This is a genomic window from Marinomonas mediterranea MMB-1 (assembly GCF_000192865.1).
Lineage (GTDB): Bacteria > Pseudomonadota > Gammaproteobacteria > Pseudomonadales > Marinomonadaceae > Marinomonas > Marinomonas mediterranea.
In genome coordinates this window covers 4,355,369-4,367,913 of the sequence record NC_015276.1, presented here as the reverse complement: position 1 = coordinate 4,367,913, position 12,545 = coordinate 4,355,369, and the positions used below count along the sequence as shown (strand labels likewise).

Below are 12,545 nucleotides of genomic sequence, written 5' to 3'. Positions count from 1 at the left end.
GCTATGTTAGTTTCCGCTTGGAAACGGGTTAGTTACCTAAGGGTAGCTAACCCGCATTGGTTTATTTTAGTGATCTCTGCTTTTCTTTGGGCCTTTTATTTTTGGCAGCAACTGAGTTTAGTCGGCGCACATCACCATCAGCATGCACACCACAGTGAGCATGCTGATGGTGTATCGTCGCTGCTGAACATTATGTTTGCTTGGATGCTGATGGTCTATGCAATGATGTTGCCAATGACCAGCGGCACGATCCGAGCAATAGTGAATCGGATTCCCATATCAAGAAAGTTGAGAAGCTTGGTGCTATTCATTGTTGGCTACTCGCTCGTTTGGTTGGTGTTTGGGCTAGTTTTACAATCGTTTTCGGAAGCCTTGTATAATTCGCAATTTATAATGACATTAAGGAATATCCCTAGCGCTGCTATAGCATACGTGTTGGCAGCTCTGCTGAGTAATGCGAGGTTCAGGATGCGGCTACTCAATGCTTGTGGAGGGATTTGGGCTCCTCGGATTATTGGCTTCAAAGCCGATATGGACGTTTTTAAAATAGGCTTTCATGAAGGGATAAAATGTGTTCAAACTTGTGCTCATATTATGATAGCAATGCAGATTGCGGGGCACAGCGTTATACAAATGGCGATTCTTACAGTGGCGCTATTTTATGAGAAATTGATTTATAGAAACAAAAAAAATCTATTAAGAAATACCTGTATCATTTTATCCATTTGTGAATTGATATTATTTTATCAATCATAGTCAAAAATCGCTTTTAAAGCGTGATTGGTGTTGTGCAGTTATTAATTTAAAACTTTGCTTCCAAACGTCTCAGGTTGCGCCAACAAGAGAGGCGCTGCCTGACTTTGGCTTAATAGGATATGTCAAAATCTAGAGTGGTGAGGTTTTGCCATTTTTCGTCCGTATCTTCGATCCATATAGGCATTCAATTTTCTGTTTTAAAGCGAGCAAGGTTGGGCGATTTTTTCTATACTGTTCGCTTAGTGGTTGTCTTAAATGACTGTTGAGCATCTTGCAATACTCACAGCTAACCAATTTGTGGATTACTTATCGCCCCTTTAGATGCTATTTTTTCTCGGTTAAACACATTTTTCTGAACGTTTTCTATTTTGACTAGGTCGTCATCGCTTTTCTCTCTTTCTTTCTATGATTTATTGCCGCAGTCGATCGACACTCTTTTCTTAAAAATGCTACTGCTCTCATCCAGACACCCGCTGTCCGAGCTATAACGCAGCCTTTCTCCAAGTGCGTATCTAAAGCTAAACGCCAGTGAATCCTTTTATCTGCTGCATAAAACAGGGGCGGAGTTGAGTGACGATGTAAAAAGTCTTTTACGGTTTCCTAGATCATAAAAACACTTTGAACTGATGGCTATTAATGTCTCTCTCCCCACTTTAATCCACTCTAAGCACCAAAAATAAGCAAAAATGGAACGAAATTTGCTTATTTTTGTCTCGAATAGTCAGTTTCAAGCCTTTTTTAGTCAATTTGTGCGAAAAAGGCGCAAAAAGAAGAGTAAACAGTACCTACTTGGTGCGATCAAATGAGAGGGTTCTTTGTGACAGCCACAAACAGTGCAGTAGAAATGCTGATAGCCAATTCTAATACCTTTTTTATTCTCCTAGGCGCCATCATGGTGTTTGCGATGCATGCAGGTTTTGCATTTTTGGAGGTAGGAACCGTTCGCAGTAAAAACCAAGTCAACGCCCTTGTAAAAATCATGACAGATTTTGCGATTTCCGCTCTCGTGTATTTTTTCATCGGCTACCAAATCGCCTATGGCATTAACTTTTTCGAAAGTGCTGCGACCCTTGCTGAGCAAAGTGGCTACGCTTTAGTGAAGTTTTTCTTTCTAATGACCTTTGCCGCGGCGATTCCTGCCATTATTTCCGGTGGTGTGGCGGAACGGGCAAGGTTTTATCCGATGCTGATCTCCGCCGCTGTTATTGTTGGCGTGGCTTATCCATTTTTAGAAGGTCTGATCTGGAACGGTAATTATGGTTTTCAAGATTGGTTAGAAACACAATTCGGCGCGCCTTTTCATGATTTTGCAGGTTCTATCGTCGTACACGGTTTTGGAGGCTGGGTCGCGTTAGCCGCTATCATCTTGCTTGGGACGCGTAATGGGCGTTTCAGAGGCGACAAATTGGTCGCTTTTGCGCCGTCCAATATTCCTTTTCTAGCGTTGGGTGCATGGATACTTTGCATTGGCTGGTTTGGCTTTAACGTTATGTCGGCACAAACCTTAGACGGCATCAGCGGGTTGGTCGCAGTGAACTCGTTAATGGCTATGGTCGGCGGTATTATTGCCGCGATGATTCTGGGTAAAAACGATCCCGGTTTTATTCACAACGGCCCACTGGCGGGGTTGGTTGCTGTCTGTGCAGGTTCAGACATCATGCATCCCATCGGCGCATTGGCAACGGGTCTTGTAGCGGGTGCGTTATTTACTTGGCTATTTACGCTGATTCAACAAAAGTTCCAACACATAGACGATGTCCTAGGCGTATGGCCATTACATGGTATTTGCGGAGCGTGGGGCGGTATAGCGGCAGGTATTTTTGGTCTTGAATCCCTAGGCGGGTTGGGCAATGTTAGCTTCTTATCACAGTTGGTCGGTTCTGCCATTGGTATAAGCATCGCTTTAGTCAGCGGCTTTGTTGTATATGGAACGGTGAAGGCCGTCAGCGGATTACGTCTAAGTGAAGAGGAAGAGTACAACGGTGCCGATCTTTCTATTCATAAAATCGGTTCGGTGAGCAAAGATTAAGATCTGGTCTTATTCATAATAAAAGGCGGTCTCTGTTACGCAGAGACCGCCTTTTCTCCTTTATCCAAACAAATTTGGCTACAAATCAAATTCTAGCTATTTCAATATTCGTCAGTAATATGGCTTTGCAGCCTAGTTTGTAAAGAATATACAGGCCATATATGGACGCTCCGGCTAGGTCAAGACCCAAACCGAATCACTCTTTTCAGGGTGATTTTTTACTCTCTTATTAACCGATCTTTATCTTTTCTAGTCAATCATCATGAATAAAGGGCCGTACTGCCATCTTTCCTTTAGATAAGCGGCCTATTATGAAAACGTATTTTGGTCGAAGTTTATAAAGGACACGCACCACGTTATTGACGCCAAATCAATAACTCGTTACAAACTCAAGGATGAGGAAGCTCATTATGCTACACGCTTAAACACGAAGAGATACAAGACTATGGCATAGTTGCGGTTTTACAATCACCAAAGGCCGCTTAAACTCTCCCTTTTGAACTATGTTTAAAAAGGGAGAGTTACCCATGAATACAAACTCATGTTTTCTCAGCTACAAACATATTTTTGCAAAGCGAAACGAACGCCTTTGGCGTTAATCAATTCTAACCAGCGGACGAATAAATCCATGAGCCTAGAATTTTCACAAAGAGTTCCAAATAGTGGAGAATACTCTAAGAATGCCGACGGTCGAGTGTTGGCTTGTTCGGACAATTTCATTAACATATCAGCGTGATGATCAATAATGTTAATCTCTTTTCCGCTTTCCGTTTTACCTGAACAATAACGACACCAAATAGCCAGCTCTAACGCTAAACCTTCAATGCTACCGTTGGATTTAATGGCATCAGCCAGAGTTGGAAAGATGAACTTTGGTTGGCGGTCTGAGCCGTATGCTGCTAAGCGGGGTATCGTATCTCCGATTTCAGGATTCGCGAATCGTTCAATTACTTTTTCAAGATAGACGTTATAGTCAACACCATTAATCGGCTTCAATGTCGGTATAGCATCATTCTGTTGAAGTGCTCGAAGCCAGTTTACTAGATCGGCATCAGCCATCGCCTTATGAACAAAATGATAGTCCAGCAAAGCGGAAGCATAAGCAATACTGGCATGTCCAGCATTCAATATACGGAGCTTCATTAGCTCATATTGTTCTATGTTATCAACAAATTGAACACCTACTCGTTCTAATGGCGGTCGTCCTGAACTAAATTTATCTTCGATAATCCATTGTATAAATGGTTCGCAAACCACTGGATTTGCGTCGATGATACCAAATGATCTTTCTACCATGGTGCGTTCCCTCTGTGTTGTCGCTGGTACAATTCGATCTACCATCGAATTAGGGAAACACACGTTACTCTCGATCCAAGATGCTAAATTAGAGTCAATTAATTTGGCAAATCCCAATACCGATTGTTTCGTTACATCACCGTTGCCCGGCAAATTGTCACATGAAAGAAGAGTGAAAGGCTTAATGTCATGATTTCTTCTATATGACAACGCTTTAACGAGAATTCCAAAGATCGTTTGTGGATCTTCCGGGTTTGACACGTCAGATTCAATATCTGGGTGAGTGGTATCGAACTTTTCTGACGCCGCATTAATAAAATATCCACCTTCCGTGACGGTTAGTGAAACAATGCGAATCCTAGGGTCAATCAAGGCAGCCACAATAGAATCAGAATTGACTTCAGCAAAGTCAATCATAGAACCGACTACTCTTGGAGAGTATCCTAGCGGATCGAGTTCTACGACTGTTGTCAGCCAGTCTTGGTCTTGTAACTGCTTTCTCATTTGAATATTAGACGATTGGATACCGCTTCCAATTATTCCCCAATCTAATGCGTCTCCTTCGTTAAACAAACTATCAAGGTAGAGCGCCATATGAGCACGATGAAAGTTTCCCACTCCGATATGAAGAATTCCAGGGCTAACCTTAGATCGATCATAAGATGGAACCTTCACATTTTCTGGAAGGTCGCTAATATTATTGTTGTTAAGCATAAGGGACATGCAGTCTCCATTAAAACTGTTATACCGACACGGTTTCATAGTCAAAAATAGGCCAGAACCTAGGGGAGGTCTGGCCCATTACAGTACCGACTTATTTAATTAACAGGCAGTGAAGCCCCCATCGATTGGCAGAGACACGCCAGATATCATTGAGGCTCCGTCGCTTAATAAGAAAACGATAGGAGCAGCAATTTCATCCTCAGTTGCCCAACGACCTAGAGGCATCTGGTTTAAGAATGGCTCGCCAATGTCTGGACGTCCCCAATAAAATGCAGACATTTCTGTCATAACTACAGTAGGGTTTACACTGTTGACACGGATACCGTATTTCCCAAGTTCCAGTGCGGAAACTCGAGTAATGTTATCCAAAGCGGCTTTGGAAGATCCGTAGGAAATATGGCCTTTTAAAGCCACCAGTGATGCTTGGCTTGAGACGTTAACAATCGCTCCTCCGTTGCCCAGGCGAACCATTGATTGAGAGGCATATTTAGTGACAAGTAGTGCACCGCGGGCGTTTATCGAAATCACCTTATCAAATACATCGATATCGGTATCCATCGGAGTTGCAATTTCTCCTCCAAAACCGCCACAGTTTACTACGCCCCATAGGTCAAGCCCTTCCAAAGCATTCTTGATACTCTCTTCAGATGTCAGGTCGAAAGCCAATGTGCGACATCCGGTTTCTTCAGCCAATTTATCAAGTTGATCCGTGTTACGTCCGCTGGCAATGACTTCTGCGCCAGCGTCGCAAAGCTGTCGTACTGTTGCTGCCCCAATTCCACCACTTGCGCCGGTTACTAAAATAGGACCTTTATCATTAAATTTAGACATGTTTTTTCCTTTTTTTTATTAGTTACTGGTTAGACCAGTTGTTCTCTATAAGAAAGTTTGATGGTACTGAACAAGTGAGTACGGTTCGTCCGTTGGGTAAATCATTCGTTTCTACCTTAGCTTCGCCTTCTTTAGGCTCAAGACCTAGGTTATGCCAACGTTGAATCAGTCGTCTTCGCAGTTCTTCTTCCGTAACGTCAATTGAAACGGTGTAATCAAAAAGTGACGCTAATGAATTCCATGGAGCACGGTTTAGCAGCAGGTAATTTCCTTCTACGATCAAAACATTGATGTGATTCGGAATTAATCGAGCACCAGAACGAGCGATTTCCAATGAGCGATCGAATACCGGAACGGCAATTTCCGTTTCCGTATTGTCACGTAATCTTTTTATGGTGGTTTTTAATCCTGAAACGTCGAAGGTTTCAGGAGCGCCTTTTCTGGATAACAGTCCTTTCTGATCCAAAATTAGGTTGTCGTAATGAAAACCATCCATCGGTAAAATCGCCGAAACGGTCATTTTTGAGGAATTGATTGCGGTTTGAAGCCTGTCAGCTAATAGCGATTTCCCTGAGCCGGGAGCACCGATAAGTGCGACTACTATCCGAGTGTCCTTACCTTTTTTAATTAACAGTTCAGCGAGCTCTTTTACTGATATTGGTGTTGTTGATGTCATATTCGAAAGCCTTTGCTTTATCAGTTCATCGAAGCGTTATGTTGAGCATCGATGAACTTTTCTTGTTCAACTGCGTTTGTGTGAAACTTACGAATGCCGTTTGAAAGCTTGTCATAAGCAATCTCATCTTCATTTATTTTCCATCGAGAACGAGATTCACTAATGGTAGTGGATTAAATTTTCGGACAGCCTCAAAGTCACCGATATCAGCGACAACCATACCCATATCACTTAGCGGTTCGAGTTTGTTCGTCATTTTCTTGACTCCTACAATTCTTAAGATTTACGCAATACGCTTTTCCGTTTCTGGATCAAAAGCGACGACTTTTTCCATGTTTACTGCGAATTGTTGGATGTCTCCCGCTTTGACTGGAGTGTCTGCTCGAAAACGACTAACAACATCTTTGCCACTCAAATGCGTTATTACAAAGGTGTCTGATCCTGCTGGTTCAACCACTTCTACGCGGGCTTTTATGGTGTGAATAGATTTTGAATGCGGGTCAGCACTGTCGTAATCCGTAATTGACTCTGGGCGGAGACCGAGAATCACTTCTTTCCCTTCATAAGCAGTAAAGACATCACTATTTAATGGCAAGACCGAAGTAGAACCATCCTTTGCCGTTATTTCCGCTAGCGCATCCCCATCCTGTATGGAAATTCGTGCTGGGAATAGGTTCATAGATGGAGACCCCATAAAACCTGCGACAAACATATTTGCAGGATTGTTATAGATTTCACTTGGCGTTCCCAGTTGCTGAACGTAGCCACCATACATGACTGCAATTCGGGTAGATAACGTCAGCGCTTCTATCTGATCGTGTGTGACATAGACAATGGTTGTACCGAGCTTCTGATGCAATTTTTTAATTTCGGTACGCATATCAACACGTAATTTTGCATCAAGGTTTGATAAAGGCTCATCAAACAAAAATACATCTGGATTTCGTGTCAATGCTCGGCCCATCGCCACTCTTTGTCTCTGCCCTCCTGATAGTTGACCTGGCTTTCGGTCCAACAAATGCGTTATCTGAAGAAGTTCTGCGACTTCTGAAATCTTCTTTTCTCGATCTTTTTTGGGTACTCGATGCATCTCCATACCAAAAGAAATATTTCCTTTGACAGTCATATTTGGATAAAGCGCATAGGATTGAAAAACCATCGCAATATTTCTTTCTGATGGCTTGATTCCCTTCATGGAACGTCCTGCAATTTCGATGTCACCAGAGGTAATTTCTTCTATACCGGCGATCATATTCAGCAAAGTGGATTTTCCACAACCAGAGGGCCCTACAAGGACAAGGAATTCACCTTCCTCAACTGAAATATTTGTTTGTTGTAGAACCTTTACAGAGCCGTATGATTTAGTCGCTTTGTTAATATTTAAAAATGACATTTGACTATCCCTTTACTGAGCCGGACATCAATCCGCGAACGAAATACCGTCCAGCTACGATGTATACGATTAGAGTTGGTAGCGCCGCTAAAATGGCGCCTGCAAAATGCACGTTGTATTCTTTAACTCCGGTTGAAGTCTGCACCAAATTGTTGAGAGCTACGGTCATAGGTTGACTGTCAAAATCTGAGAATGAAGCCCCAAAAAGAAAGTCATTCCAAATATTCGTAAATAACCAAATGATGCAAACCACGGCTATTGGGCCTGACGAAGGCAACATAATTCGCCAAAAAATTGTAAAGAAACTTGCGCCGTCGATCTGAGCAGCTCTAACTAATTCAGTAGGAAATGATGCGTAGTAATTTCGAAAGTAGAGCGTTGAAAAGCTGATCCCATAAACGACATGCACAAAAATTATGCCGGGAAGTGTTCCTGCGATTCCCATTCGACCAAGTACGCTCGCCATCGGAATCAAGATTGCCTGAAATGGTATAAAGCATCCGAATAGAATAAGTCCAAAAATGAGAGTCGCTCCGGGAAAAGTCCATTTAGTCAATACATAACCGTTCACGGCACCCAGTAAAGTCGTAATGGTTACAGCTGGAATTGCCATCAGGAGTGAGTTTATGAAATAGGGTTTTAGCCCCGTCGCTTCAACCCCTATTTGAGCTTCAGACCATGCACTTTGCCATGCGGAAATTGTCCAATCTATCGGTAGAGCAACCATTCCCCCGGAAGTGATCTCTGGCAATGGTTTAAATGAATTGACGACCATCACGTAAAGGGGTAACAAATAGTAAACACAGAAAAGCCCTAATATGAGATAGAGGCTGAATCTCGTGAAAGTTGGCATGATAGACCGCGTTTTACGGCCACTTGCACTGATATCCGTATTAGCTTCGATCAATGTTTTTTGTTTGCCATCCATTACTTCTTCTCCCGTAATTCAGACCACAAATAGGGCACAATGATGGCAGCAACCGTCATAAGCATCATTACAGCTGAAGCCGCACCGATACCCATTTGGTTGCGAGTAAAGGTATATGAATACATAAACGTTGCAGGCATCGAGGTGGCGTTCCCTGGTCCTCCGCCCGTTAAGGCGATAACAAGGTCATATGACTTGATCGCCATATGGGCCAATACTACAAAAGCTGACATAAATGCAGGACGTAGCTGAGGGATAACGATTCTACGGTAATACGCAAAAGTAGAAGCCCCGTCTAACTGTGCGGCGCGTAACATTTCATTATCGATGCCGCGCAATCCTGCTAAAAACGTGGCCATTACAAAACCTGAAGTTTGCCAGACGGCCGCAATTACAATGGTATAGATGGCCATGTCACGTTCTTTAATCCAACGAAAACTGAAACTCTCCCAGCCCCATCCTTGTAAAACCGCTTCTAGGCCAATGCCGGGATCAAGAATCCACTTCCAAGCAACTCCGGTTACAATGAAACTCAATGCCATTGGATAAAGGTAAGTTATTCGAATAAATCCTTCGTTACGGATCTTCTGATCAAGCAAGATCGCAAGCATTAAACCGATAAAACAGCATATGCCTATATACAAGACACTAAAAATCGCGAGATTGGTTACAGAAGTGTCCCATGTACGAGATCTGAAAAGTGTTATGTAATTCTGTAATCCAACCCAATTGAAATTAGGTAGCATCTTGCTACCTGTAAAAGAGAGATAGCTTGTGTACAAGATAAATCCATACACAAAAATCACTATAATTGCGACGGATGGACTTAATACAATTTTGGGCAGTTGAAATTGGAGGCGATCAAGTACACCTATATGATTTCTATTTTTCACTGAATAGACCCTATTTTTTATTAGTAAAGGGGGAGTCTTGCTTTCGAAAACCAATGACAAACTCAGCACACTTATTCAAATAAAATACCTTGTGGGTACTCTCTTTTCTTAAGGGTGCTGAGGTAAATCCCAGCCATAAAAGGTTGAAGCAACAGTATTTAGATTACAGCATTGCGTCTTGAATGGCGTTGACGAGAATGTCAACCGCCTCTTTTGAGCCTATATCAGAGTTAAAGTGATAGGTTACTACATCTGAAATTGCACTCTGCACAGAAGCGCCTTGAGCGGTACCGTGAGCGAGTGAACCGATAAGAGTTCCTTTTTCCTGAGCTTCAGCCAAATCATCCATTGATTTTTGAGCGCAAGCGTCGAACCGAGTACGAGAAATATCTGTACGAGCTGGAATAGAACCTTTTACAAGGTTAAACTCTTCTTGGAATTTCTTAGAGAGAACACTAGAAGCAAGTGCGCCTTGGGCATCACGATCATTGGCACCAACATCAAACCCAGCGAAGAAATCACTGATAAATAGGAAAGAGCCAGCAGTGCTTGGAGCAGGTAAACATAAGATATCTTTACCTGGAGTAACATTGGCATGTGTCATCTCGCCTTTTGCCCAGTCTCCCATCAACTGCATTGCCGCTTTGCCATTTATCAACATAGCGGTTGCTAAGTTCCAATCGCGACCAGAGAAATCTTTATCTACGAACCCTCTAATAATGCGCATTTGGTCGAACACTTTGACCATCGTATCTGACCCAAGGGCGTCCATATCGAGCTCGTGGATTGCCTTACGATAAAAATCAGGCCCGCCTACGCCAAGTACTACGTCATCGAAGATGGTTAAATCCTGCCAAGGTTGGCCGCCATGAGCTAGAGGTGTGATCCCTTTTGCCTTAAGAGTGTTAGATACTGTGTTGAATTCTTCCCAAGTGGTAGGAGGAGTTAACCCATTTTCTTTAAAAATGGTTGCGTTAACCCATAACCAGTTAGGTCGATGTATATTGACTGGCACGGCAACCCATTTACCATCATTGATGGCGAAATCTTTGACAGCATCCGGTACAACGGCATCCCACCCGTCTGCCTTAGCGACAGATGATAGGTCTCCAAGTGAGCCTTCATTAGCCCAATCCTGAACGGCGACACCGAGAAGCTGAGCTGCAGTGGGAGGATTTCCACCCGTAACTCGAGCTTTCAATGTGGTCATAGCCGACTCTCCACCTCCACCAGCAACTGGCATATCTTGCCATCCGTATCCTTTGGACTTTAGATCGTCTTTTAATACGTTGAGTGCTGCAGCTTCACTTCCGGAAGTCCACCAATGCAGTACTTCAACGTCTTGAGCTAATACGTTTTGCGTTAATCCACTTGAAAGGATAATTGCCAAAGAACTTAAAACTAGTTGCTTTTTCATCTTGTTATTCTCCAATTGATTATTCTTTTTGTTCGGATGATAAGTAGAGCGTCTATACGCACAACATCGCTTTGCATATATAAAGTGTAATTCATTTGTTTGTTTGGGTGTCAAACAAACAAAACTATGATTCAATAAAGATCAGCTGTCAACATATAATACGTGACTCTCCTTACCCATTTATTCGAGGGTGACGTGGTTAGGATTAACAATCGAGGATAGACATAATGGTAATGCCAAGAGCAGTCCGACATATCAATGAAACAAGAGCGCTTGAAGCATTGCTCGATCTGGGTGCAATGAGTCGAGCTGATCTAGCTCGGGAACTTGGTGTAACCCGATCAACCGCAAGTAGTATCGTGGCCTCCTTAATGGCTTCAGGCCTTGTAATCGATGAAGCTAGCCCTCCAGATAGCAATCCAATTCGAACAGGAAGACCCAGTAAACGAGTTGAATTACATCCGAAACATGCAATTTTTCTAGGAGCTGACATTGGCGTTGGTCGTATTACGATTGCGGCTATCGATCTTGCGTCGAATGTAGTGGCTCTTGAGACCGTTAATTATGATTTAGCTGACACTTCACCCAGTGTTGTTACAACACTCCTCGCTAAAGAAGTGTCATCGCTTGTTTTAAAATTGGGTTTGAGAGAGGCAATAAAAGGCCTCAGTATCTCTGTGCCGGGGGTTGTTGATCTTAAAGGCAGGGTAATTCGCGCCCCTTTACTTGAGTGGAAAAATGTCCCGATCTTAGACTTATTAAAAACAAGCTTGCCAGACATAACGATTGCACGCGTAGACCACGATGCTAATGCCTTCGCTGTCGCGGATCTTAACAGTCGTAAAGACTCGCCTGTTAGCGAGGCGGTTTATATTTTTGCTGATGCGGGTGTCGGTGGATGTGTAGTGAGTGGCGGAAACATTTTACGTGGCTTTAACGGATATGGAGGTGAGATCGGGCATATAGTCGTCGGTGAAAGAGGTTATTTTCATCCAACACCCGTAGATGGTTCTTTTGAAAGTTTTGTTTCACGCGATGCGATTTTAGCTCGGTATAGAGAGTTAGGAGGTAAAGCCGAGTCCATTAGTGAATTTTTGAAATCATTGACCGACAAAGACCCTATAGCGTTGCAGGTAATTAATGATTGGTCCCACTATCTAGGAAGAGGCATTGCTACTCTTACGAGCATTTTAAACCCCGAGAAAATCTATATTGGTGGTGGGTTAGGTCCGTTATTAAATTTAGCTCATTCACAAGTTATTGAGAGTATGCGCAAGCACCTACTCCCTGATTCATATGAACCTCAAATTGAGCTATCAGAATTAGGAATAGAAGCGCCCGCAATTGGAGCGGCCATGATGTTGCACCGTGAATTCTTTGAGTTCGATACAAAAATGTTGTTTGGAACGTCTTAGAATACAACAATGGAGCCATTGTCGATTTGGGTGTATTAGCGGAAGCGTAATACGCCTTTTTTGCTGGAGAGAAAAAGTTTCTGAAAACTCTAAAGGGCGTACTGTACTTTTTTACTGACGCTAAACTGTATTAATTTCAGACTTCACCTGACGACTTTATTTTTCAATTAGGATGGTCAGATTAAGTC

The 12,545-nt window shown here is 42.8% G+C and carries 11 protein-coding genes; 3 read left to right on the top strand and 8 right to left on the bottom strand.

The window, feature by feature from the left end; all coding sequences use genetic code 11:
• The first annotated feature begins 3 nt into the window (after positions 1 to 3).
• A complete protein-coding gene (locus MARME_RS19900; RefSeq protein WP_013663071.1) occupies positions 4 to 756 on the top strand; it encodes a DUF2182 domain-containing protein in 753 nt (250 codons plus the stop codon).
• Between the two features lie 817 nt (positions 757 to 1,573).
• A complete protein-coding gene (locus tag MARME_RS19895; RefSeq protein ID WP_013663070.1) occupies positions 1,574 to 2,785 on the top strand; it encodes an ammonium transporter in 1,212 nt (403 codons plus the stop codon).
• A gap of 549 nt (positions 2,786 to 3,334) precedes the next feature.
• Here MARME_RS19895 and MARME_RS19890 read toward each other — a convergent pair.
• From MARME_RS19890 to MARME_RS19860, 8 genes are all read right to left on the bottom strand, one after another.
• A complete protein-coding gene (locus MARME_RS19890) occupies positions 3,335 to 4,804 on the bottom strand; it encodes a mannitol dehydrogenase family protein (protein WP_013663069.1) in 1,470 nt (489 codons plus the stop codon).
• 99 nt (positions 4,805 to 4,903) lie between these two features.
• Entirely contained in the window at positions 4,904 to 5,635 is a 732-nt protein-coding gene (locus tag MARME_RS19885; RefSeq protein WP_013663068.1) for an SDR family oxidoreductase, read from the bottom strand.
• Positions 5,636 to 5,657: 22 nt separating this feature from the next.
• Positions 5,658 to 6,311 carry a nucleoside triphosphate hydrolase gene (locus MARME_RS19880; protein ID WP_013663067.1) on the bottom strand — a complete coding sequence of 218 codons (654 nt, stop codon included), beginning with the start codon at positions 6,309 to 6,311 and terminating at the stop codon, positions 5,658 to 5,660.
• Positions 6,312 to 6,444: 133 nt separating this feature from the next.
• Positions 6,445 to 6,567 carry a hypothetical protein gene (locus MARME_RS22745; RefSeq protein ID WP_013663066.1) on the bottom strand — a complete coding sequence of 41 codons (123 nt, stop codon included), beginning with the start codon at positions 6,565 to 6,567 and terminating at the stop codon, positions 6,445 to 6,447.
• Between the two features lie 27 nt (positions 6,568 to 6,594).
• Positions 6,595 to 7,704 carry an ABC transporter ATP-binding protein gene (locus MARME_RS19875; protein WP_013663065.1) on the bottom strand — a complete coding sequence of 370 codons (1,110 nt, stop codon included), beginning with the start codon at positions 7,702 to 7,704 and terminating at the stop codon, positions 6,595 to 6,597.
• 4 nt (positions 7,705 to 7,708) lie between these two features.
• The gene (locus MARME_RS19870) at positions 7,709 to 8,632 is read right to left on the bottom strand and encodes a carbohydrate ABC transporter permease (protein ID WP_013663064.1); all 924 of its coding nucleotides are present in this window, start codon (positions 8,630 to 8,632) and stop codon (positions 7,709 to 7,711) included.
• The gene (locus tag MARME_RS19865) at positions 8,632 to 9,525 is read right to left on the bottom strand and encodes a carbohydrate ABC transporter permease (protein ID WP_013663063.1); all 894 of its coding nucleotides are present in this window, start codon (positions 9,523 to 9,525) and stop codon (positions 8,632 to 8,634) included. Before MARME_RS19865 ends, MARME_RS19870 begins: the two co-directional genes overlap by 1 nt.
• Before the next feature lie 163 nt (positions 9,526 to 9,688).
• Positions 9,689 to 10,942 (bottom strand): ABC transporter substrate-binding protein, encoded by a 1,254-nt coding sequence (locus MARME_RS19860; RefSeq protein WP_013663062.1) that lies wholly within the window; start codon positions 10,940 to 10,942, stop codon positions 9,689 to 9,691.
• Between the two features lie 227 nt (positions 10,943 to 11,169).
• Between MARME_RS19860 and MARME_RS19855 the strand changes: the two genes are divergently transcribed.
• A complete protein-coding gene (locus MARME_RS19855; protein ID WP_013663061.1) occupies positions 11,170 to 12,357 on the top strand; it encodes an ROK family transcriptional regulator in 1,188 nt (395 codons plus the stop codon).
• The last annotated feature ends 188 nt before the right edge of the window (positions 12,358 to 12,545 follow it).